This is a genomic window from Rhodococcus sp. BP-332 (assembly GCF_019836065.1).
Lineage (GTDB): Bacteria > Actinomycetota > Actinomycetes > Mycobacteriales > Mycobacteriaceae > Rhodococcoides.
Genome location: NZ_JABUEC010000002.1, coordinates 1,062,504 through 1,085,085, shown reverse-complemented (window position 1 = coordinate 1,085,085; position 22,582 = coordinate 1,062,504). Strand labels below are relative to the sequence as shown.

Annotated in this window: 19 protein-coding genes and 2 tRNA genes; 9 read left to right on the top strand and 12 right to left on the bottom strand. The window is 68.6% G+C overall.

Going from position 1 to position 22,582, the window contains the following annotated elements; all coding sequences use genetic code 11:
• Positions 1-18 precede the first annotated feature (18 nt).
• Genes HQ314_RS10805 through pknB form a run of 6 tightly spaced genes read left to right on the top strand, consistent with a single transcriptional unit; the run spans position 19 to position 8,256 of the window.
• The gene (locus HQ314_RS10805) at positions 19-480 is read left to right on the top strand and encodes an FHA domain-containing protein (protein ID WP_027505924.1); all 462 of its coding nucleotides are present in this window, start codon (positions 19-21) and stop codon (positions 478-480) included.
• Positions 477-1,937 (top strand): PP2C family serine/threonine-protein phosphatase, encoded by a 1,461-nt coding sequence (locus tag HQ314_RS10800; protein ID WP_222649996.1) that lies wholly within the window; start codon positions 477-479, stop codon positions 1,935-1,937. The genes HQ314_RS10805 and HQ314_RS10800 overlap by 4 nt, the downstream gene beginning before the upstream one ends.
• Positions 1,937-3,421: an FtsW/RodA/SpoVE family cell cycle protein gene (locus tag HQ314_RS10795; RefSeq protein WP_222650098.1), complete on the top strand. Its 1,485-nt coding sequence runs from the start codon at positions 1,937-1,939 to the stop codon at positions 3,419-3,421. The genes HQ314_RS10800 and HQ314_RS10795 overlap by 1 nt, the downstream gene beginning before the upstream one ends.
• Positions 3,418-4,905, top strand: coding sequence for a penicillin-binding transpeptidase domain-containing protein (locus HQ314_RS10790; RefSeq protein WP_027505927.1), 1,488 nt, complete (start codon positions 3,418-3,420; stop codon positions 4,903-4,905). The genes HQ314_RS10795 and HQ314_RS10790 overlap by 4 nt, the downstream gene beginning before the upstream one ends.
• Before the next feature lie 7 nt (positions 4,906-4,912).
• Entirely contained in the window at positions 4,913-6,325 is a 1,413-nt protein-coding gene (locus HQ314_RS10785) for a serine/threonine-protein kinase (RefSeq protein ID WP_222632483.1), read from the top strand.
• Positions 6,322-8,256, top strand: a complete 1,935-nt coding sequence (pknB, locus tag HQ314_RS10780; RefSeq protein WP_222632481.1) for a Stk1 family PASTA domain-containing Ser/Thr kinase — start codon at positions 6,322-6,324, stop codon at positions 8,254-8,256. The genes HQ314_RS10785 and pknB overlap by 4 nt, the downstream gene beginning before the upstream one ends.
• 18 nt (positions 8,257-8,274) lie before the next feature.
• On the opposite strand, the gene HQ314_RS10775 is transcribed toward pknB, so the two are convergent.
• Positions 8,275-8,907 (bottom strand): aminodeoxychorismate/anthranilate synthase component II, encoded by a 633-nt coding sequence (locus HQ314_RS10775; protein ID WP_222632479.1) that lies wholly within the window; start codon positions 8,905-8,907, stop codon positions 8,275-8,277.
• Between the two features lie 126 nt (positions 8,908-9,033).
• On the opposite strand from HQ314_RS10775, the gene crgA reads away from it, so the two are divergent.
• Positions 9,034-9,297, top strand: a complete 264-nt coding sequence (gene crgA / locus HQ314_RS10770) for a cell division protein CrgA (RefSeq protein WP_027505930.1) — start codon at positions 9,034-9,036, stop codon at positions 9,295-9,297.
• 78 nt (positions 9,298-9,375) lie between these two features.
• Entirely contained in the window at positions 9,376-9,837 is a 462-nt protein-coding gene (locus HQ314_RS10765) for a PH domain-containing protein (protein WP_222649995.1), read from the top strand.
• On the opposite strand, the gene HQ314_RS10760 is transcribed toward HQ314_RS10765, so the two are convergent.
• Positions 9,834-10,727, bottom strand: coding sequence for a rhomboid family intramembrane serine protease (locus tag HQ314_RS10760; RefSeq protein WP_222649994.1), 894 nt, complete (start codon positions 10,725-10,727; stop codon positions 9,834-9,836). The genes HQ314_RS10765 and HQ314_RS10760 overlap by 4 nt on opposite strands.
• Before the next feature lie 39 nt (positions 10,728-10,766).
• A complete protein-coding gene (locus HQ314_RS10755) occupies positions 10,767-11,294 on the bottom strand; it encodes a peptidylprolyl isomerase (protein ID WP_027505933.1) in 528 nt (175 codons plus the stop codon).
• Between the two features lie 41 nt (positions 11,295-11,335).
• Here HQ314_RS10755 and HQ314_RS10750 point away from each other — a divergent pair, with 41 nt between their 5' ends.
• On the top strand, positions 11,336-11,698 hold the full coding sequence (locus HQ314_RS10750) for a hypothetical protein (protein ID WP_056695686.1): 363 nt from the start codon (positions 11,336-11,338) through the stop codon (positions 11,696-11,698).
• Positions 11,699-11,712: 14 nt separating this feature from the next.
• On the opposite strand, the gene HQ314_RS10745 is transcribed toward HQ314_RS10750, so the two are convergent.
• The 9 genes from HQ314_RS10745 to HQ314_RS10705 form a co-directional block, all read right to left on the bottom strand.
• A complete protein-coding gene (locus tag HQ314_RS10745) occupies positions 11,713-13,029 on the bottom strand; it encodes an alpha/beta hydrolase (protein ID WP_222649993.1) in 1,317 nt (438 codons plus the stop codon).
• Positions 13,030-13,139: 110 nt separating this feature from the next.
• A complete protein-coding gene (locus tag HQ314_RS10740; protein WP_308119348.1) occupies positions 13,140-14,135 on the bottom strand; it encodes a GGDEF domain-containing protein in 996 nt (331 codons plus the stop codon).
• A gap of 121 nt (positions 14,136-14,256) precedes the next feature.
• Positions 14,257-14,329 (bottom strand) — tRNA-Ala (locus tag HQ314_RS10735).
• A gap of 132 nt (positions 14,330-14,461) precedes the next feature.
• A tRNA-Ile gene (locus HQ314_RS10730) sits at positions 14,462-14,535 on the bottom strand.
• Positions 14,536-14,633: 98 nt separating this feature from the next.
• Positions 14,634-15,599, bottom strand: coding sequence for a DUF3566 domain-containing protein (locus HQ314_RS10725; protein ID WP_222632471.1), 966 nt, complete (start codon positions 15,597-15,599; stop codon positions 14,634-14,636).
• On the bottom strand, positions 15,596-18,118 hold the full coding sequence (gyrA, locus tag HQ314_RS10720) for a DNA gyrase subunit A (RefSeq protein WP_222649992.1): 2,523 nt from the start codon (positions 18,116-18,118) through the stop codon (positions 15,596-15,598). Before gyrA ends, HQ314_RS10725 begins: the two co-directional genes overlap by 4 nt.
• Positions 18,119-18,155: 37 nt before the next feature.
• Positions 18,156-20,195, bottom strand: coding sequence for a DNA topoisomerase (ATP-hydrolyzing) subunit B (gene gyrB / locus HQ314_RS10715; RefSeq protein WP_027505936.1), 2,040 nt, complete (start codon positions 20,193-20,195; stop codon positions 18,156-18,158).
• 253 nt (positions 20,196-20,448) lie between these two features.
• Positions 20,449-21,543, bottom strand: a complete 1,095-nt coding sequence (locus HQ314_RS10710; protein ID WP_222632697.1) for a PDR/VanB family oxidoreductase — start codon at positions 21,541-21,543, stop codon at positions 20,449-20,451.
• A gap of 26 nt (positions 21,544-21,569) precedes the next feature.
• Positions 21,570-22,433 carry a metal-dependent hydrolase gene (locus HQ314_RS10705; protein WP_231476351.1) on the bottom strand — a complete coding sequence of 288 codons (864 nt, stop codon included), beginning with the start codon at positions 22,431-22,433 and terminating at the stop codon, positions 21,570-21,572.
• Positions 22,434-22,582 lie beyond the last annotated feature (149 nt).

The window sequence follows — 22,582 nt, the reverse complement described above, 5'->3', positions numbered from 1 at the left end:
ACGAGGAGGTGACACGCTGTGCAGGGATTGATTCTGCAGCTCACTCGAGCTGGCTTCCTCCTGATCCTGTGGTTGTTCGTCTGGGCAGTGCTGCGCACCCTGCGGTCGGACATCTATGCGGCCTCCGGGCTGCGCGTGGCACCGCGCTCCCGCACGTCACCGGTGTCGCTGCAGGGCCGCAAGGCGAAGGTGGCCAAGCAGCTGGTGGTCACGCAGGGTTCGCTGGCCGGTACCCGCATCACGCTCGGGTCGCAGCCGGTCCTCATGGGTCGGGCGGACGACTCGACGTTGGTCCTCACCGACGACTACGCGTCCACGCGCCACGCACGGCTGTCTCCTCGCGGAGGTGACTGGTACGTCGAGGATCTCGGTTCGACCAACGGCACCTACCTCGACCGGGCCAAGGTCACGACGGCGGTGCGCGTCCCGCTGGGCACGCCCGTCCGCGTCGGCAAGACCGTGATCGAGCTGCGCCCGTGACACTGGTTCTCCGCTACGCCGCGCGCAGCGATCGCGGTCTCGTGCGATCCAACAACGAGGACTCGGTCTACGCCGGTGCGCGCCTGCTCGCTCTCGCCGACGGCATGGGAGGGCACGCCGCCGGTGAGGTCGCGTCCCAGCTCATGATCGCGGCGCTCGCCCACCTCGACGACGACGAGCCGGGAGACGATCTCCTGGGCAAGCTCGAACGGGCGACGCGCGAGGGCAACGCCACCATCGCCGAGCAGGTCGAGGAGGATCCCGAGCTCGACGGCATGGGCACGACCCTGACGGCGATCCTGTTCGGCGGCAGAAAGATCGGGCTCGTCCACATCGGCGACTCGCGTGCCTACCTGCTGCGCGACGACGAGCTGACGCAGATCACGCGAGACGACACGTTCGTCCAGTCCCTGGTCGACGAGGGCCGGATCACGGCCGAGCAGGCGCACTCGCACCCGCAGCGGTCGCTCATCATGCGCGCGCTCACCGGTAACGAGATCGAGCCGACGCTCACGGTGCGGGAGGCCCGCGCCGGGGATCGGTATCTCCTGTGCTCGGACGGCCTGTCCGACGTCGTCAGCAGCGAGACCATCGCCGACACGCTCCGCGAGGGCGAGAACGACGAGTGCGCCGATCGGCTCATCGAGCTGGCGCTGCGCAGCGGTGGCCCCGACAACGTCACCGTCGTCGTCGCCGACGTCATCGATCTGGACTACGGCCAGTCGCACCCCATTCTCGCCGGAGCCGCGTCGATGTCCGACGAGGAGGACGCGCCGCCGCCGAACACGGCAGCCGGCCGCGCCGCCGCCATGCGGCCGCCCCGCACCACCCCGAAACGTGTCGTGACACCACCGCCCGTGCCGGAGAAGAAGTCGCACAAGCTCCGGTGGTCACTCGCCGGCCTCGGCGTGGTCGCCCTTCTCGTCGTCGGCCTCGTCGTGGGATGGCAACTGCTGCAACGTAACTACTACGTCGGAACCGACGACGGTCGCGTTGTCGTGATGCGCGGAGTCTCCGGTTCGGTGCTCGGCTTCTCGCTGCAGGAGGTCGATCTGGTCGGCTGCGTCCGCGACGGGGCCACGGCCACCGAGGACGCGACGGTCGAGCTGCGCGCTCCCGGCGATGCCGACTGCACGATCCTGGGTGTCGACGATCTCCAGCCCTCGGCACGCGAACAGGTGCGCTCGGGTCTGCCGTCGGGCACCCTCGACGACGCGCGCACCCAGGTGGCGCGACTCGCGTCCGGTGACCTGCTGCCCCCGTGCACGCCGCCGGCGAGCACCACCACCACGCCGAGCGCCACTCCCGAGGCCACGCCTGCTCCCACGGCCGCACCGCCCGCTCCGGACCCGGCGGTGCCCGTCGATCCGGCGGCTCCCGTGACCACCACGATCGAGCCCACCCCGGCACCGACGCCGACGCTGGTGGCGGGCCAGACCTGCAGGACGGGTTCGTGATGTCCGCTCCGAACCTGCCGACCCCGAACCGGCCCACCCCCAGCCAGTCGTCCGCCTCGTTCCCTAGCCCGCCCGGTGGGTTCGCCCCCGCCCCGCCGCAGTCGACGAGACGCGGTGTCGAGGCGGCACTGCTCGGCGCGGCCGCGGTCATCACCACTGTGTCGCTGGTGCTCGTCGAGGCGAGCCAGGAGCAGGCCATCACCTGGGACCTGGCGAAGTACGGCCTCGCCTACCTCGCGATGTTCGCGGTCGCCCACGCCGCGGTCCGTCGATTCGCCACCCACGCGGATCCGCTGCTGCTCCCGGTCGTCGCCATGCTGAACGGGCTCGGACTGGTGCTCATCCACCGGCTCGACCTCGCGGCCCAGCAGTCGGCGGTGTACCTCGGCATCGAAGAGCCGTCGGCCGACGCCACGCAGCAGGTGCTGTGGACGGCCCTGGGCATCGCCGGGTTCATCGCTGTCCTCGTCCTGGTCCGCGACTACCGCACCCTCGCGCGGTACGGCTACACCCTGGGCCTCGGCGGTCTGGTGTTCCTGGCCCTGCCGGCCGTCCTGCCCTCCTCGTTGTCCGAGGTCAACGGCTCGAAGATCTGGATCCGGTTGCCCGGCTTCAGCATCCAACCCGGTGAGTTCTCGAAGATTCTGCTGCTCATCTTCTTCGCCTCGGTGCTCGTGGCGAAGCGCGAGCTCTTCACCACCGCGGGCAAGCACGTGCTCGGCATGGACTTCCCGCGCGCCCGCGATCTCGGCCCCATCGTCGTCGCGTGGATCGTGTCCATCGGCGTCCTGGTGTTCGAGAAGGATCTCGGCACGTCGCTGCTGATCTACTGCACGGTCCTGGTGATGATCTACGTCGCCACCGAGCGCGTCGGCTGGATCGTCGTGGGTGTGGCGCTGCTCCTGCTCGGCTTCCTGCTCGCGTATCAGTTCTTCGGGCACGTGAAGATCCGCACCGACACATGGCTGGATCCGTTCGCGGACTACAACGACACCGGCTATCAGATCTCGCAGTCGCTCTTCGGTCTGGCGACCGGCGGCATGGGCGGTACCGGGCTCGGCAGTGGCCGGCCGTCGCAGGTGCCGTTCGCGAGCACCGACTTCATCATCGCGACCATCGGCGAGGAGCTCGGCCTGATCGGCCTGGCCGCCGTGTTGATGCTCTATCTGGTCTTCGTGCTGCGCGGGCTGCGCACCGCCCTCGCGGTGCGCGACAGCTTCGGCAAGCTGCTCGCCGCCGGACTGTCCGTCACCATCGCGGTGCAGCTGTTCGTCGTCGTCGGCGGCGTCACCAAGCTCATCCCGCTCACCGGTCTCACCACACCGTTCATGTCCTACGGAGGATCCTCGCTGCTCGCGAACTACGCTCTGGTCGCCCTGCTCATCAAGATTTCGGACGCCGCGCGGGCGCCCGTCGTGCCGCAGAGACGCGGACCGGCGGCTCCGATCGGTGACGCTCCCACCGAGGTGGTGAAGCGCCCGTGAACACACCTCTGCGCAGAGTCGCCATCGGCGTCATGGCGATGATCGTCGTCCTGCTCGCGAACGCGACGTACGTCCAGGTCATCAAGGCGGACGACCTCCGAACGGATCCGCGGAACTCGCGGGTGCTGCTCGACGAGTACGCACGCCAGCGTGGGCAGATCTCGAGCGGCGGCCAGGTGCTCGCGGCCTCCGTCGCGACGGACGATCGCTACAAGTACCTGCGGACGTACCCCGCCAACCCCGCGGCACCGTCCAGCCCGGCCGCCAACGCACCGGTCACCGGCTTCTACTCGATGCTGTACTCGAGCACCGCTCTCGAACGGTCCGAGGACGCAGTGTTGAACGGCTCGGACAACCGACTGTTCGGCAAGCGGTTCTTCGACCTGCTCTCCGGTCGCGACCCCCGCGGCGGCAACGTCGTCACCACGATCGATCCGGTGATGCAGCAGGTCGCCTACGACCAGTTGACCTCGAAGGGCTACACCGGCTCCGTCGTGGCCATCGAGCCGTCCACCGGCAAGATCCTGACGATGGTGAGCACGCCGAGCTACGACCCCAACGAGCTCGCGACGCACGACGGCGAGACGTCGACGCAGGCGTGGGAGCGACTGAGCAGCGATCCGGGCGAGCCCCTGGTCAACCGCGCGGTCTCCCAGACCTACCCGCCCGGTTCGACGTTCAAGGTGGTCGTCACCGCGGCCGCGCTGGCGGCCGGCTCCACCCCGGACACCCAGCTCACGGCGGCGCCGACCATCACGCTGCCCGACACGTCGACGACGCTCGAGAACTACAACGGCTCCACGTGCGGCGGCGGCGCCACCGCGTCGTTGCGCGAGGCGTTCGCGCGCTCGTGCAACACCGCCTTCGTGGAACTCGGTATCGACGCCGGCACCCAGAACGTCAAGGACGCCGCGTCCGCGTTCGGCATCGGCGAGGCGAACCAGGCCGTGCCGATCCCGGTCGCCGACAGCACCGTCGGGGAGATCCCGGACGACGCCGCCCTCGGTCAGAGCAGCATCGGCCAGCGCGACGTCGCACTGACACCGCTGCAGAACGCCGAGATCGCGGCCACCATCGCGAACGGTGGCGTGCGCATGGCGCCGCACATGGTGGCCCAGCTGCAGGGTCCGGATCTGTCGACCCTCGACACCACCGAGCCCACGTCACTGGGCCAGTCGATCTCTCCCGAGGTCGCGTCCACGCTCACCGATCTGATGGTCGGCTCGGAGAACAATTCCGGCGGCGAGGGCAAGATCGCGGGGGTGCAGATCGCATCCAAGACCGGCACCGCCGAGCATGGCAGCGATCCGCGCAACACCCCTCCGCACGCCTGGTACATCGCGTTCGCGCCGGCACAGGACCCGAAGATCGCCATCGCGGTCATCGTCGAGAACGGTGGTGACCGCGCACTCGCCGCCACCGGTGGGTCCGTCGCGGCACCAGTGGCGAGAGCAGTGCTCGGCGCCGGATTGCAGGGGAGGTGAGCCCCGCATGAGTGGAGGCCTGGGTAATGGAGCAGTGGTCGCCGACCGCTATCGACTGCTCCGACTGATCGCGACCGGTGGAATGGGACAGGTCTGGGAAGCGACGGACAACCGGCTCGATCGCCGCGTCGCCGTCAAGATCCTCAAGCCGGAGTTCTCGGACGACCCCGAGTTCGTCGAACGGTTCCGTGTCGAGGCGCGCACGACCGCGCTGTTGAACCATCCCGGCATCGCCAACATCTACGACTACGGCGAGGTGCGGGACGCCAACGGGCAGTCGCTCGCGTATCTCGTCATGGAGCTCGTCATCGGCGAGCCCCTCAACACGGTGCTCACGCGCATGGGTCGGCTTCCGCTGGTCCACGCACTGGACATGCTCGAGCAGACCGGCCGCGCCCTGCAGGCCGCGCACCGCGCAGGCATCGTCCACCGTGACGTGAAGCCGGGCAACATCATGATCACGCCCGACGGGACGGTGAAGATCACCGACTTCGGCATCGCGAAGGCCGTGGACGCCTCGCCCGTCACGCGCACCGGCATGGTCATGGGCACCGCGCAGTACATCGCCCCCGAACAGGCGCTGGGTCAGGACGCGACGTCCGCGTCCGACGTGTACTCGCTCGGCGTCGTGGGCTACGAGGCCATCAGCGGGACCCGTCCGTTCGTCGGCGACGGCGCGCTGACGGTCGCGATGAAGCACGTGCGGGACGCCGCGCCGCCGCTTCCCGGCGATCTGCCGCAGCCGGTGCGGGAGCTCATCGAGATCACCATGACCAAGGACCCGGCCGCACGGTACGAGAACGGCGGGGAGTTCGCCGACGCGGTCGCTGCCGTGCGCGCCGGCCGGCGCCCGCCCGCCCCGGGCACGGCGTCCGGTACCGGTCGGGTCGCCCCGCCCGTCGGCGCCGTCGGTGGGCCGTCCAGCACCCGCATGATGACCACGTCCGCCACCGGCTACGCCGCCGCGGCAGCGGCCACACCACGATCACCGGAACCCGATCGTGACCGCGAATCGGGTATGACCCCCGGGCAGAAGGCCCTGGCCTGGGCTGCCGGTGGACTGCTCCTGCTCGCCGCCGTCGTCGCGTTCGGGCTCTTCGTCTTCACCGAGAGCAACGGTTCGACGCCCGTCGTCACCTCGACCACCACGGCGGCGACCACCACGGAGCCGACCACCACCACGACGCGGCCGACGACCACCACCACCGAGCCCACGACGACGACCACCACCACCACGACCACCACGACGACGACGGAACCGACGACGACCACCACCGAGCCCACGACCACCGAGCCGACGACCACCACCACGACCACGACCGACGGGGGACTGTTCACCATCCCCGGTCTCGGCGGCGGGAACGGCAACGGCAACGGGGACGGCAACCCCTTCAACTACGCACCGGGAGGATCGCGATGACCACACCGCGCAAGCTCTCGTCCCGGTACGACCTCGGGGAGATCCTCGGTTTCGGTGGCATGTCGGAGGTCCACCTCGCGAAGGACGGCCGTCTCGATCGCGACGTGGCCATCAAGGTGCTGCGTCAGGATCTGGCACGCGATCCCACGTTCTACCTGCGGTTCCGCCGCGAGGCGCAGAACGCTGCGGCACTGAACCATCCGGCGATCGTGGCGGTGTACGACACGGGTGAGGCGGAGACCGAGACGGGTCCGCTGCCCTACATCGTCATGGAGTACGTCGACGGCGACACGCTGCGCGACATCGTCCGCGCCGAGGGGCCGATGGCTCCCAAGCGTGCGATGGAGGTCATCGCCGACGTCTGCGCCGCCCTCGACTTCAGCCACCGCAACGGCATCGTGCACCGCGACGTCAAACCGGCCAACGTGATGATCAACCGCGCCGGTGCGGTCAAGGTCATGGACTTCGGCATCGCGCGGGCCATCGCCGACAGTTCGTCTCCGATGACGCAGACCGCTGCCGTCATCGGTACCGCCCAGTACCTGTCGCCCGAGCAGGCTCGCGGCGAACAGGTCGATGCGCGATCCGACGTCTACTCGCTGGGCTGCGTGCTGTTCGAGATCCTGACGGGCGAGCCGCCGTTCACGGGTGACTCTCCGGTCGCGGTCGCGTACCAGCACGTCCGGGAGGATCCGCGACTGCCGTCGTCGGTGAATCCGGACATCCCGCGGGAGCTGGACTCGATCATTCTCAAGGCGATGAGCAAGAATCCGGCCAATCGGTACCAGAGCGCCGCGGACATGCGCACCGATCTCATCCGCGTCCTCGGTGGCCAGCGACCCAGTGCGCCGATGGTCATGAACGACGAGGATCGCACCACCATCCTCGGCTCGATGGACGCGCCGCGGCCCGGCGCTCGGCCGGCGTCCGACAACTCCGGCGAGCCTCGCCGGATCGCCCGCCACGCGCATCCCGACGCGGACGACGACGGGGACCGACCGCGCCGCAAGGGCGTTCGCGTCGCCGTCATGGCGCTCGCCGCCCTCGTGGTCGTCGGCATCGTCGGCGTCTTCCTGTGGAATCTCGGCCCCGGTGCGGAGGCCCGTTCGGTGACCGTCCCGGACGTGTCCGCGCAGACCGCCGACGCCGCCCGCACCACCCTCGAGAACGCGGGCTTCCGCGTCGACGTCCAGCAACGCTCCGACGCGACGGTGCCCGAGGGGTCCGTCATCGGCACGCGACCCGTGTCCGGCACGACGGTCGACGAGAACAGCACCCTCGTTCTCGAGGTGTCCACCGGTCCGGAGCAGATCCAGGTCCCCCAGTTGGCAGGACTGACGCAGAGCGCTGCGGAACAGGCACTGGTGCAGGCCGGTCTCGCTCTCGACCCGTCGATCGGCCGGGCCGCGTCGTCTCGCGCGGACGTCGACAAGGTCATCGGTCAGGAGCCGGCTCGCGGATCGTCGATGGCTCAGGGCTCGTCGGTACGCATCACGCTCGGATCGGGACCGCGTCAGGTGCGGGTACCCGACGTGGTCGGTCAGAACATCGAGGTCGCTCAGCCCAACATCGCGGGTGCCGGTTTCCTCGTCGACCGCCAGAACGTCGACTCGACGCTCCCGGCCGGTCAGGTGGTCGCCACGACGCCCGCGGGCGGCAGCAACGCCACCGACGGCGACACCGTGGTGGTGCGGGTGTCCAACGGATCGCAGTTCGAGATCCCGGACCTGGCAGGCCAGACCCCGGTCCAGGCCGTCGACCTCCTCCGCGCCGCCGGCTGGGAGGGCACCATCGCCGAGATCGACCAGGTCGACGTCCAGACGTCGGACCTCACGCAGGTCAACCGCGTTCAGCAGCAGGCGGTCGCGCCGGGGACGGCCATCGCCAAGACGGCGCGCGTCAACGTGACCGTCGGCAAGTTCGGGCTCTGACCCGACGCGGCGCCGTGCTCAGACGCGGGCGGCGCTCTCGAGCTCGGCCACCAGGCCCGGTTCGGGAGCCTCGCCGCACACGGCGAGCCAGTTCGCCAGCATGCGGTGACCACCCTGCGTCATGACCGACTCGGGGTGGAACTGCACGCCGTGGATCGGCAGCTCCCGGTGGCGCATCGCCATGACGATGCCGCTCTCGGTGCGCGCGGTCACCTCGAGGTCGTCCGGGATCGTGTCCTCCCGCACCGTCAACGAGTGGTAGCGCGTCGCGGTGAACGGATCCGGCAACCCTGCCAGCACGCCGTCTCCGGAGTGGTGGACGACGCTGGTCTTACCGTGCAGAAGTTCCGGCGCGCGTTCGACCACGCCGCCGAAGGAGGCACCGATGGCCTGGTGTCCGAGGCACACGCCCAGCAGGGGCGTTCCCGACGAGGCGCAGGCCTGCACCATGTCCATGGTGACGCCGGCGCGCTGCGGCGTGCCGGGTCCGGGACTGAGCAGCACTCCGTCCACCTCCGCCACGGCGGCCTCGACATCGAGCACCCCGGGGTCGTCGTTCCGCAGCACTCGGGCCCGTGTCCCCAGCTGGCCGAGGTACTGGACCAGGTTGAACACGAAGCTGTCGTAGTTGTCGACGACGAGGATGCGCATGTCACAAGACTAATGCCGCACGGGTGGGAGCTCGGCTGCAGGTTATCGTGGACGTGAGCAGTGAGCGTCCCCACCGTGGCTCACACCCGCCCGCCTGCAGTCCGGTACGAGAGTTCGAGGTCATCCATGCCCAAGTCGAAGGTCCGCAAGAAGCCCGACTACACGATCGATCCGGCGTCGCGGACGCCCGTCAAGGTCAAGGCCGCGCCGTCGAGCACGCTGTATCTGTCGGTCATGTTCGGTTTCATGGTGCTCGGTCTGGTGTATCTCATCGTGTACTACCTCGCCCAGGACAGCATCGGCTGGATGTCGGATCTGGGGGCCTACAACCTGCTGATCGGCTTCGGTTTCTGGATTGTCGGTCTCGTCATGACGATGAAATGGCGCTGACCGGGGCTTCCTCTGCCATGCGCGCCGAAATTACACGCGTGTTGTTCATCCACACTGTGGATAACTTCTGTGGATAACTTGTCCACAGGTGGCCGCGAGGCGCCGCAGTCCTGGTCCACACCCCTCGCCGCCGTGGCCGCGCTGGGGGTGGGAGCCGCTGCACTCGCCGCCGCTGCCGTCGCCACGACGGGTGATCCGGCCGGCCGCGCGCTCATCGGACTCGCCGCACTGGCAGCCCTGGCGCTGGCTGTGCTGGCCGCGGTCCAACGTCCGAAGTTGAGTGTCGACGGCGACGTCCTGCGCATCAGAACTCTGCGCGGAACCCGCGACTACGGGCGCGACGACGTGCTCTCACTGCGTCTGGTCCCGTACCCGCGGCTCGGTCGACGGGTTCCGATGCTGGAGATGGACGTGACCGACGGCGACGACGAGCGACTCGTCATCTTCGGCCGCTGGGACCTCGGGGCCGATCCGCGCGCCGTGTTCGACACCCTCGAGCTGCACGGGTGGGTCGACGCGGGCTGGTCGCAGCGGAACTAGCCCACCACGAGAGTCGGGGCGAGCGTCGCGGCACGCAGACCGATCAGCGCCAGGGCGAGCAGCCCGACGCCGGCGATGCCGAACCATCCCAGTCGGCGTGACCGACGAGCGTCCGAACCGGTGACGAACAGCACCGCGGCCGTGGCGGCGGCACCGGCGGCGAGCCCGCCGAGGTGTCCCCACAGAGAGATACCGGGGATCGCGATGCTCAGCACCACGTTGAGCCCGATCACGACGAGCACCGGGGTGGGGCTGCGGCGCAGTCGGACGAGGATCACGGCCTGTGCACCGAGGAGGCCGAACACGGCGCCGGATGCTCCGACCGTCGCCACCAGGGGGCTGGACAGCCACATCACCGCCGCGGCGCCGCCCAGCAGCGCGACGACGTACACGGCGAGGTATCGCGAGCGTCCGAGCACCAGTTCGCAATCGCGCCCGATGACGTACAGGGCGAACATGTTCACGGCGAGGTGCACGATGCCGGAGTGCAGGAAACCACTGCCCAGGATGCGGACGACATCGCCGTCGGCCACCAGGAGCGGAACGAGCTGCCAGCTGCGGAACAGCGAGCTCGACTGGTTCGCCAGGCCGCCGGACTGAGCGGCCGTGAGGGCGAACACGAGGATGTTCAGTGCCATCAGCGCGTAGGTGACGACGGGGGTGGAGACGGTCCTGCTGACACCGCCGGCCATCGTGCGGGCACGCGGGATCGACCCCGCAGCCTGTGCCACGCACTCGACACAGTGCTGACCCACCGCGGCCGGCCGCAGGCATTCCGGGCAGGCCGGTCGGTCGCACCGGGTGCAGGACAGGCCGGTGGGCCGATCGGGGTGGCGCACGCAGGCAGGGAGGGGCGGCACCGGAGCGCCGCCCCATCCTGGTCCTGTCATGTCACACCGATCTCGCGACGGGGGACCGTGTCGGTCGAATCAGGCAATGGTGACGGATTCGATGACGACGTCGTTCACGGGGCGATCGCCGCGGCCGGTCGCGGTCGAGCCGATCTCGTCGACGACCTTCTGCGACGCGGGATCGATGACCTCGCCGAAGATGGTGTGGCGACGGTTGAGATGCGGCGTCGGGCCGACGGTGATGAAGAACTGCGAACCGTTGGTGCCGGGGCCCGCGTTCGCCATGGCAAGCAGGTACGGACGGTCGAACGACAGCTCGGGGTGGAACTCGTCACCGAACTTGTATCCGGGACCACCCGTGCCGGTGCCGGTGGGGTCACCACCCTGGAGCATGAAGCCCGCGATGACGCGGTGGAAGATCGCGCCGTCGTAGAAAGGTCCCTCGGAGGAGCCCGACGCGTTCTTCGTGCTGTAGTCCTTGGTGCCCTGCGCGAGACCGACGAAGTTCTCGACCGTCTTCGGCGCGTGGTTGCCGAAGAGGGCGATCACGATGTCGCCGTGATTCGTGTGCAGGGTCGCGGTCTGAGTCTGTAGAGGTGAGGTCACAACACCATCGTGCCACCCGGGGAATGTGCAAGGGTGAACGGATGACGTCAACACCCGACAGTGCCACCGCCAAGAAGGCGCTCGGCATCGCCCGTGACACCGCCCTCACGCTCGCGAAGGGCCCCGCAGCAACAGGTTTCGTCGTCACTCGCAAGGGGGTGTCGGTCCTCCGGTCACGACGCGCCCAGCAGCGTGCCGCTCGTCCCGCACCCGTGCGTGCGGCGGCGCCCGTTCGACGCGGTCGGTTCGTGCCCGGCCGCCGCGCCGGCGTGATCGGACTGCTCGTCCTCCTCGGCGCCGGCGCTGTCGCGTTCTCCCGCTCGCGCCGCACCGAGCTGCCCCCTCCCGCCGCCGAGCCGCCGAGCCTGGGCACGCCGACGACCAACGGTCACCAGGCGCCCTGACACTGCTCCGCCGGTCAGAGCATCCCGAGCACGAACCGCGCCACGTCGGCCAGGTCCATGGTTCGTGGGGCGGGTGGGCTCGGCACTCCGGCCACCACCTCGGCCACGGCCCGTGCCGACACGCTTCCCGGTTCCAGGTAGTCGGCATGGCCCACGGTGCCCGCCGTGTCCAGCGCCTCGGTCTCGGGTCGCTCGCTGGGATCGGGCCCGAACCGTCCCAGGTCGGCGACGGGGTCCCACGCCGCCTCGGCGACGTGCACCGGGCCCGGCGCGGCTGCGGCGGCGCGGTCGCTCCATCCGGGCGAGCCCATCACCACCACGGCGTCGACGGGGGCACCGGCCTCGATGGCCTGCGCCGCGACGACGGTGCCGTAGGAGTGCGCCACCAGCGTCACCTCCGGAGCGTCACCACCGTGTCGACGATCGCCGAGCGCCTCGAGAACGCCGACGAGTGCCGGCGCGCCGGCCGCGGCCGGTGCGGTCGAGGCCACGCTGCGCCCGGGCTCGACGAGCTCCGTGTTCCATTGCGGCGCTTCGTATCCGAGCCACGACACACCTGCGGTGACGGAGCCGGGTGACAGCGCACCCGCCTCGGTGACGAGTGCCGCCGTCTCGCCGTCGTGTCGCGCGATCGACCCCGCCACCGTGGTCCCGGCGCCCGGAACCACCACCGCCACCCGATCCGCACCGTCGAGGTTGCCGACGGACACCGCCGCCAGGGTGCGGCGCGCACCCGCCTCGTAGTGCACGAGACGGCGCTCGGGTCGCGCGAGCACCTCGATCAGCGCGTCGATGGCCGCCAGGCGCTGCCGCGTCTCGGCGAGTCCCGCGTCCACGTTCGAGAACGCGCCCCCGAACGCGTCGTCGTCGAGTCGCGCGGACAGGTCCCGTTCGGCGACGACGAGGCGCTCACGGTCCTCGGCCATCCGCGCCCGGTTGGCGGTGTCGAGCACCGCCGCGGCCCTCGTGGGCGCCGGCTCCGGCGTCGCGTCTCCGCCTGCCCTGGTCAGGTCCTCCGCGACCGTGCGATCCAGTTCGGCGAAGGCGCCCGTCCGATCCGCGGGATCCCATCGCGACAGGGCTGCACGGTCGTCACCCGCGCGGGCGAGGACGTCCGCGATCCGACCCAACACGTCCGCTCGCGTCGACAGCTCCGCCGCCGTACCCACGACGGCCGACCGAGCGGCGTCGGCCGCCGCTCCCTCCCACCCGGGCAGCCGCCCGATCGCGGTCGTGCGATCGACCAGCACGCGCAGCCGAGTCCCCGCGGACACCACCCTCGTGTGCATGCTCCACATGTCCGGTGCTGTCCAGACCACCGACTCGCTCACGCCGACCCCCGTCGTTCCCGGACGGCACGTGACGGCCGCCTCGAGCGGACAGTGGACCAGATGGAGACGGCGGGCCTGGCTGCGTCGTCCACAGCCCGGGGAACGAGCCGTCAGCGCCGCTCGGCAGGCACTCCGGTGTCCTCGATGACGGCCCTGGGCACCGGCGTGGACATCTGCTGGGCACCTCGGCTGCGCTTGGCCTTGTAGAGCTCGGCGTCGGCGGCCCGGTAGATCTCCGACCACTTGCGCACGGTGGGCATGCAGACCAGTCCGACGCTCCACTCGGCCGAGTGCGCTGCCCGCAGCCGCTCCAGAAGGCTCGCCGCCTCGCCCTCACCGGTTCCCGGCATGAACAGCACGAACTCGTCGCCGCCGAGACGGCCGAGGACGTCGCCCTTGCGCAGCTGACCGCGCCACGCTGCCGAGACCCGCTCGAGCAGTACGTCGCCGGCGATGTGCCCGTAGATGTCGTTCACGGTCTTGAAGTTGTCGAGATCGAGAACCGCCATGCTCACCGGCAGACCACGGGAGGCGAAGACCGGGAGCAGTTTCTCGACGCGGTCCTCGAGGCCCTGGCGGTTGAGGAGTCCGGTCAGGGCGTCCCGCGACGCCGAGTGCCGCATGCGCCGCGAGTGCGAGCCGAAGAACTCGGCGGCGGCCACGATGCCCAGCGCGGTGAGGACGTAACCCACCATCGGCATGGTCGACGGCGACAGCGCGGCCGCCACGACCGATCCCACCGTCAGCACGCTCACCCACACCCAGCCGCCGCGCTCGCTCCAGTACCCCGCGAGCTGCATGCCCAGGAACATCGCCGCCTGGCTCAGCAGCAGGTACGCCACCGGTCCGTCCGACGTGAGGAACATCGCGCACAGCGACGCGACGGCGCCGCCCGTCACGATGCCCAGCGTGCGAGGCGAGGTCGGACGCGGGCCGAAGTGCAGGACGGCCGCACCGAGGAGTTGGAGACCCGCCGCGAGGACCATGACCACGGTTCCGGTGGTCGTGCCCGAGAACGCGACGGCACCGGCGATGAAGAGAACGGCGGTGGGACACAGATAGACCACCATCGCGGTGCTCGCTTCTGTTCCTCGTCCGGGGTTCACGCGTCAAGTATCGACGATGAGGCGCGCAGTGGTGGACGAAGCATCGCCAGTGGGCATGGTGACATGTCCAGAGACGAGAACACCCTGCTCCGGCATGCGGAACAGGGTGTGGTCGTGACTGTGGAGCCTAGGAGATTCGAACTCCTGACATCTGCCTTGCAAAGGCAGCGCTCTACCAACTGAGCTAAGGCCCCGGATCGACATCCGGCAGTCGATGCCACCGCGTACTCTCCACGCGGATCGCGCGAACAGTGACGGCAACGACGACCGACGTCACGAGGGCGGGGAGAAGAATCCTCACGGACATCCTTTCTCGCTCTCGTTCGTGGGCCTAGGAGGACTTGAACCTCCGACCTCTTCCTTATCAGGGAAGCGCTCTAACCGCCTGAGCTATAGGCCCGCACTCGGCCCGCAGAGCACGGTGGAACGTGCTGTGCTGACCGAGGAACGAGATTACCGCACACACGGCGCGAGACCAAAACGCCGGTGTGCGGTGGGTCAGTCCCGGTCCGCCAGCGTCACTTCGAGGCCGCCGACGAGGTCGGAGCACAGGTTGTAGATGAACGTGCCGATCGTCGTCAGTGCTGTGAACAGCACCACGTTGATGAGACCGATGACGGCGGCGTAGCCGAAGATCTGGCCGGCCGACACCAACCCGGACTCGCCGGACGTGGCGACGATGTCGGAGAACGCATTGTTCAGTCGATCCCACACGCCCATGCCGTCGAGCACCATGTACAGCAGCCCGACGGCCACCATCCAGACGAAGAACAGCGACACGGAGATCACGAGCGACAGCTTCAACATCGACCACGGATCGATCTTGCGCACCTGGACGGTCGCGCGCAGCGGCTCACCGGACTCCGACGGTCGCGCCGTCATCATCGGGGTGGCGCGCTCGGTGCGCTGCTCCTCCTGCTGCGGGTGACGGACCGTCGAGAGGTCCGGCATGTCGGTGGGCAGGTCGTTCCGCGCGATGTTGCGCGTCGGCCCGTCGATCACCGCAGCCTTGGCCGTCGCCTCGGCGGGACGCCCCTGGCGGGGACGGTCCTGACCGTCCGTCGGACGTGCAGCGGGCTGCACGGTCGTCCGGGCCTGACCCTGGTCCGGACGAGCCTGCTCGGGAGCGCGGCCCGTCGGAGAGGGACGGCTCTGCAGGTTCGTCTGCGGCTGCCGCTGAGGTGGCTGCTGCTCCCGCACGGGAGCCTGCTGGGAGTCCGGTGTCCGAGCCGGACGGGGACCCTGATGGCCGGGGTCCTGCCGAGCAGGGTCCTGTCGAGCGGAGTCCTGCTGCACCCCGTCCTGGCGTGCGCCGTCCTGCTGGGCAGGCGGCCACGCCGCGGGCGGGCGAGGTGCCGGGGGTCCGCCGGCAGGCCGTGGGGCCTGACGGTCGGACGTGGTGCTCGGCGCGGGGCGTCCGTTTCCGGTGGACCCGGGCTGTTCGGGAGTACTCACTGCGCTCATGACTCCTTGGATCCGTCGGCCTCGGCGATCGCGAGGTCCTCCGGCTCGTCCGCGTTGCGTGCGATGGCCAGCAGGTTGTCGCCGTCGCCGAGGTTCATCAGCCGAACGCCCTTGGTCTGGCGTCCTGCCTTGCGAACCTGACGAGCCGCGGTGCGGATGACACCGCCGCTCGAGGTGATGGCGTAGAGCTCGTCGTCGTCCTCGACGATGAGCGCTCCCACCAGGGTGCCACGACGCGGGTCGTACTGAATGGTCAGCACGCCCTTGCCACCGCGGCCCTGCGGGGGGTAGTCCTCCATCGCGGTGCGCTTCGCGTAGCCACCGGACGTGGCGACCAGCAGGTACGTGCCGTCCTTCACCACGTTCAGGGAGAGCAGTGCGTCCTCGCCGTTGAAGCGCATTCCCTGGACACCCGAAGTGGCGCGGCCCATCGGGCGCAGCACCTCGTCGGTGGCCGAGAAGCGGATCGACTGGCCCTGAGCGGACACGAGCAGCAGGTCGTCCGAATTGGTGCACAGCACGGCTCCGACCAGCTCGTCGTCGCCACGCAGGTTGACGGCCACGATGCCACCGGAACGGTTGGAGTCGAAGTCGGCCAACTTGGACTTCTTCACCAAACCGGCCTTCGTCGCGAGCACCAGGTACGGCGCGTCGTCGTAGGTCTTGATCTGGATGATCTGCGCGATGCGCTCGTCCGGCTGGAACGCCAACAGGTTGGCGACGTGCTGTCCGCGGGCCGTGCGGTTGGCCTCGGGGAGCTCGTACGCCTTGGCCCGGTAGACCCGGCCCTTCGTGGTGAAGAACAGGATCCAGTCGTGCGTCGAGCAGACGAAGAACTTGCTGACGATGTCGTCCTGCTTGAGACCCGCGCCCTGCACACCCTTGCCGCCGCGCTTCTGCGATCGGTAGAGGTCGGTCCGCGTGCGCTTGGCATACCCCGTCTCCGTGATGGTGACCACGACGTTCTCACGCGCGATCAGGTCCTCGTCGCTGACGTCGCCGTCGGCCGCGATGATCCGGGTACGACGATCGTCGCCGAACTTGTCGACGATCTCCTTCAGCTCCGAGCGCACGATCTCCCGCTGACGCTCCGGACGGTCCAGGATGTCCTGCAGGTCCGCGATCTCGATCTCGATCGCGGCGAGCTCGTCGACGATGCGCTGCCGTTCGAGGGCAGCGAGGCGACGCAGCTGCATCGCGAGGATGGCGTCCGCCTGGATCTGGTCGACGTCGAGCAGGTCCATCAGGCCCTGGCGTGCGACATCGGCGTCGGCGGACCGGCGGATCAACGCGATGACCTCGTCGAGGGCGTCGAGCGCCTTCACCAGTCCGCGCAGGATGTGGGCCCGCTCCTCGGCCTTCCGCAACCGGTACCGCGTACGACGGACGATCACGTCGAGCTGGTGGGTCACGTACAGCTTGATCATCTGGTCGATCCGCAGGGTGCGCGGAACGCCGTCGACGATCGAGAGCATGTTGGCGCCGAAGCTCGTCTGCAACTGGCTGTGCTTGTAGAGGTTGTTCAGCACCACCTTCGCGACCGCGTCGCGACGTAGCTTGATGACGATGCGCATACCGACGCGGTCGGAGGACTGGTCCTCGATGTCGGAGATGCCGGCGATGCGGCCGTCCTTGAGCTGCTCGGCGATCGAGGCGATCATGTTGTCCGGGTTCACCTGGAACGGCAGCTCGGTGACGACGATCTGCGTGCCGCCGCGCTCCCCCTCCTCGATGTCGACCACGCCGCGCATGCGGATCGATCCGCGACCTGTGCGGTACGCGTCCTCGATGCCCTGCGATCCGACGATGAGACCGTGAGTGGGGAAGTCCGGTCCCTTGATCCGCTCGATCATCGCCTCGAGGGCGATCTCTTCACTGGCCTCGTAGTTGTCCAACATCCAGTACACACCCTCGGCGAGTTCCCGAAGGTTGTGCGGCGGAACGTTGGTCGCCATGCCGACCGCGATGCCGCCACTACCGTTGGCGAGCAGATTGGGGAAGCGGGCGGGCAGCACGGTCGGCTCGAGGGTGCGGCCGTCGTAGTTCGCGATGAAGTCGACGGTCTCCTCCTCGATGTCCGCGAGCATCTGCATCGCGAGAGGAGTGAGCCGACACTCGGTGTACCGCATGGCCGCCGGGCCGTCGTTGCCGCGGGAACCGAAGTTGCCCTGACCGTCGACGAGCGGGTACCGCATGGACCACGGCTGCGCCATGCGCACGAGGGTGTCGTAGATCGAGCTGTCGCCGTGGGGGTGGTAGTTGCCCATGGTCTCGGCCACCGGTCGAGCCGACTTCACGTATCCGCGATCGGGTCGATATCCGTTGTCGAACATGGCGTACAGCACGCGGCGGTGCACGGGCTTGAGACCGTCGCGCACCTCCGGGAGTGCTCGACCGACGATGACGCTCATCGCGTAGTCGATGTAGCTGTTCTGCATCTCCTGCTGGATGTCGACCAGCTCGATGCGGTCGGACGTGGGTCCGTCGCCGCCGGTGGGGGGCAGGGTGGTGTCTGTCATTGCATTCTCCTAGCGCGGCGCTCGGGGCGCGGAGCGCCTATACGTCGAGGAAACGAACGTCCTTGGCATTACGGGTGATGAAGCTGCGGCGGGCCTCGACGTCCTCACCCATGAGGATGGAGAAGAGTTCGTCGGCGGCGGCAGCGTCGTCCAGAGTCACCTGACGCAGCACGCGCACGCTCGGATCCATCGTGGTCTCCCACAGTTCCTTCGCATTCATCTCGCCCAGGCCTTTGTAGCGCTGGATGCCGTCGTCCTTGTTGATCTTCTTGCCCGACGCCAGGCCGGCCTCGATCAGTCCGTCGCGCTCCCGATCGGAGTAGGCGAACTCGGGATCCGCACCTCGCTGCCACTTGAGCTTGTACAGCGGCGGCATGGCCAGGTAGACGTAGCCGTGCTCCACGAGAGGCCGCATGAAGCGGAACAGCAAGGTGAGCAACAGAGTCGAGATGTGCTGGCCGTCGACGTCGGCGTCGGCCATCAGCACGATCTTGTGATAGCGCAGCTTCGCGATGTCGAACTCGTCGTGGATGCCGGTGCCGAACGCCGTGATGATCGACTGGACCTCGGTGTTCTTGAGGACACGGTCGATGCGGGCCTTCTCGACGTTGATGATCTTGCCGCGCAACGGAAGAATGGCCTGATACATCGAGTCGCGACCGGACTTGGCGGAGCCGCCGGCCGAGTCGCCCTCCACGATGTAGATCTCGCACTTCGACGGATCGTTGGAACGGCAGTCCGCGAGCTTGCCCGGCAGTCCACCGATGTCGGTGGCGCTCTTGCGCCGCACCAGATCTCGCGCACGACGAGCAGCCGTGCGCGCCTGCATCGAGGCGACGGCCTTGGAGATGATGAGCTTGGCCTCGGCGGGATTCGCCTCGAACCAGTGCGTGAGGTGTTCGCCGGCGGCCTTCTGCACGAAGGACTTCACCTCGGTGTTGCCGAGCTTGGTCTTCGTCTGGCCCTCGAACTGCGGCTCACCGACCTTGACGGAGATGATGGCGGCGAGACCCTCGCGGATGTCGTCTCCGGTGAGGATGCCGTCCTTCTCCTTGACGAGCTTCTTCTCGTTGGCGTACTTCTTCACGACGTTGGTCAGCGCGGAGCGGAACCCCTCTTCGTGCGTACCGCCCTCGTGCGTGTTGATCGTGTTGGCGAACGTGTGCACGGACTCCGCGTACGTCGAGTTCCACTGCATCGCGATCTCGAGTTCGTGGCCCGGGCCCTTGGCCGAGAAACCGATGACCGACGGATGCTGCGGCGTCTTCGCACGGTTGATGTAGCGGACGTAGTCCTCGAGACCACCGGGGTAGTGGTAAGTCCGGGTCTTGATCTTGGCCGGTGCTCCCGACGGCTCCTCGGCGTCCGCCTTGGGCGTCTCCGCCAGCTCGCTCTCGGAGGCCTCGTCGGCGATGCGCTCGATGTCCGAGGCGCGCTCGTCGGTGAGGACGATGGTGAGTCCCTTGTTCAGGAACGCCATCTCCTGCAGGCGACGCGCGACCGTGTCGAACTTGAAGACGGTCTCCTCGAAGATGTCCGCGTCCGGCCAGAACGAGATCGCCGTACCCGTGCGCTTCGTCGGCTCGCCCTTGATCAGCTCGCCGGGGACGGATCGCGTGTAGGTCTGCTCCCAGTGGAAGCCGTCGTTGTCGACCTGCGCGAGCAGGGTCGTCGACAGAGCGTTGACCACGGAGATACCCACGCCGTGCAGGCCGCCGGACACCGCGTAGGAGTCGGAGTCGAACTTGCCGCCGGCGTGCAGCTGAGTCATGACGACCTCGATGGTCGGGATGCCCGAGGAGTGCATGCCGACGGGGATACCGCGACCGTCGTCGACGACCCGCACGCCGCCGTCGGCGAGAAGGGTGACCTCCACCGTGGTGGCATGACCTGCCATCGCCTCGTCGACGGAGTTGTCGACGACCTCCCAGATCAGGTGGTGCAGGCCGCGCTCTCCGGTGGAACCGATGTACATACCGGGTCGCTTGCGTACCGCCTCGAGTCCTTCGAGGACGGTGATCGACGACGCGTCGTATTCCTTCGGCTTGTCGCTCTTGCCTGCCTTGGGGTCAGCCACGGTCAGCTGTTCTCCTTCTCGACTACGCTCCCCCGACACTCACCTCGCTCGGTGAGGACGGCAGAGGACCTCGACCCGAAAAAATGCGCTCGGGGACGCATGCCCCTCGCGCTCGGTGGTCTTTACCGGTCCATCGTACCGGTAAAGCGTGGGTCGCGGCTCACGTCGACACCCGAAACGGCCCCTCATTGCGTCGGAGACGGACTTTTCTCGTGTTCCGCGGCTCATTTCGTGGGTACGAGGGCTCCGCGCGTCAGAGATCGAGCGTCAGCCGCTCGCCCGCGGAGCGCGACACACAGATCAGCATGTGATCCTCGCGCTCGTCGTCGGCGAGGCGTCGGTCCCGGTGCTCGGGAGCGCCGGCCAGAACCTTCACCTTGCACGTTCCGCAGAAGCCCTGGCGGCACGAGTACGGCACACCCGGGACGACCTCGCGGATCACGTCGAGTGCCGTCCGGTCCGCCGCGACGTCGAGCACCGTCCCGGACGACGCGAGTTCGACACTGAACGGGGATCCCGCTACGACGGGCGGCGGCGAGAACCGCTCGTAGTGCAGACGCGTCGCCCCCGTCGCCGGGACACCTTCACGCACCAGAGCCAGCATCGGCGGCGGACCACAGCAGTAGACGGATCCGCCGTCCGGCGCGTGGCGGAGAAGATCCGCTGCGGTGGGCAACCCGTCGACGTCGTCGGTCCGGACGGTCACACGCTCCTGGTCCCACGTCGACACCTCGTCGAGGAACGGCATCGACTGCCGTGAGCGTCCGCTGTAGACCAGATGCCAGTCCATGCCGAGGGCACGGGCCCGCCGCACCATCGGGATGATCGCGGTGATGCCGATACCGCCGGCCACGAACAACGCGGATCCGGACGCGTAGAACGGAAAAGCGTTGCGCGGGCCGGTGACCGAGAGTCTGTCTCCCACCTCGAGGGTGTGCATCTCGGCCGAACCGCCGCCGCCGTCCGGTACCAGTCGCACCGCGATCGAGTACGCGTCCTTCTCGAGCGGGTCACCGCACAGCGAGTACTGCCGGCGACGCCCCGAAGGGAGCACGAGGTCGAGGTGGCTGCCCGGATGCCACGGCGGGACGTCCCCGCCGTCGACTCGGCGAAGCGTCAGCCCGACCACGTTCTCGTCCCGGCACAGCGTGAAACGCTCGGAGACCGCCATCGTGTGCGTCCGCGTCTGGACCGGCGCCGCACGCGCCTTGTACTTCGAGTGATCCAGGATGGCGAACAGTTTGTCCAGCCCGTCCGTGATCTGCGCCAGCGACTCGTCCATGCCGCCCTTGCCGAGCAGATCCTCGGGAATCGTCCGGGACGCGCGGTACTCGCGCACGGCCGCCATGGCTCGTGCGAACGTGCGATCGCCCATCAGACCGTGGCGGCCCTCGCCGCCGGGGAGGTGGCGAGGTACGCGACTGCCAACGAGGTGGATCCCTCCTTGGACGGGTGGTAGTCCTTCCGCAGGTACCGCACGGACGCCTTGCCGACGGCCTTGGCGGTGGGGAACAACCCGCGCTGCGTGACGGCCCTGATCTGCTTCAGCGTGTAGCTGCGCTGATCGTCCGTCAGCGTCGGATCGTTCTTCATGAGGAAGCGGAGACCGCGGCCCCACATGACCACGACGGTCGGTGCGACGAGAAGGTAGGTACGCGTGCGGCGGAACCGACGCGTGTCGAAGTACTGCAACACGTCGTAGGCCACGGCGCGGTGCTCCACCTCCTCGGCCCCGTGCCAGCGCACGAGGTCCAGCATGCGGGGATCCACGTCCGCCTCGTCCAGGCCTTTCTCCGTCAGCACCCACATGCCGAGGAACGACGTGAGGTGCTCGATGGCGGCGATCAGGGCCAGGCGCTCGACGAGGCTGTTCTTGGTGTTCGTCGACCTCTTGTCGAGAGCGACCCGGAAGACGTACTCCATCTGCTTCACGTACGGCGCCGGGTCCAGGCCCTGGTCGGCCAGGAACGTGTGGATGCCGGAGTGCGCCTGCGCGTGCATGGCCTCCTGGCCGATGAAGCCGATCACGTCGGCGCGCAGCTTCTCGTCGTGGATCAACGGCAGCGCCTCCTTGAACACGCGCACGAACCACTCCTCGCCCTCGGGGAGGAACAGGTGCATCACGTTCATGAGGTGTGTGGCCAGGGGGTCACCGTCCATGTAGTGCATGCGCATGGACTCCCAGTCGAACGAGACGTTGCGCGCCTGCAGGACGACGGGTCCTGGATCGTCGTTCATCATCGGGTCCTTTCGTGGCTGATCATTCGATCATTCGCCGCAGAGCGCGAGTTCGGATCGGATCCACCGTGACGCTGTCCCCGATCACCACGTCCGGTCGTTTCCCCGTGAAACGCTACGCACCCTCGTGACATCGATCAATGGGCCCG

Excerpts from the sequence above, each read along its gene's own strand:
- HQ314_RS10795 (WP_222650098.1), top strand. The coding sequence starts at position 1,937 with ATGTCCGCTCCGAACCTGCCGACCCCGAACCGGCCCACCCCCAGCCAG.
- HQ314_RS10785 (WP_222632483.1), top strand. The coding sequence starts at position 4,913 with ATGAGTGGAGGCCTGGGTAATGGAGCAGTGGTCGCCGACCGCTATCGA.
- pknB (WP_222632481.1), top strand. The coding sequence starts at position 6,322 with ATGACCACACCGCGCAAGCTCTCGTCCCGGTACGACCTCGGGGAGATC.
- HQ314_RS10775 (WP_222632479.1), bottom strand. The coding sequence starts at position 8,907 with ATGCGCATCCTCGTCGTCGACAACTACGACAGCTTCGTGTTCAACCTG.
- crgA (WP_027505930.1), top strand. The coding sequence starts at position 9,034 with ATGCCCAAGTCGAAGGTCCGCAAGAAGCCCGACTACACGATCGATCCG.
- HQ314_RS10760 (WP_222649994.1), bottom strand. The coding sequence starts at position 10,727 with ATGACAGGACCAGGATGGGGCGGCGCTCCGGTGCCGCCCCTCCCTGCC.
- HQ314_RS10750 (WP_056695686.1), top strand. The coding sequence starts at position 11,336 with ATGACGTCAACACCCGACAGTGCCACCGCCAAGAAGGCGCTCGGCATC.
- HQ314_RS10725 (WP_222632471.1), bottom strand. The coding sequence starts at position 15,599 with ATGAGCGCAGTGAGTACTCCCGAACAGCCCGGGTCCACCGGAAACGGA.
- gyrA (WP_222649992.1), bottom strand. The coding sequence starts at position 18,118 with ATGACAGACACCACCCTGCCCCCCACCGGCGGCGACGGACCCACGTCC.
- HQ314_RS10710 (WP_222632697.1), bottom strand. The coding sequence starts at position 21,543 with ATGGCGGCCGTGCGCGAGTACCGCGCGTCCCGGACGATTCCCGAGGAT.
- HQ314_RS10705 (WP_231476351.1), bottom strand. The coding sequence starts at position 22,433 with ATGAACGACGATCCAGGACCCGTCGTCCTGCAGGCGCGCAACGTCTCG.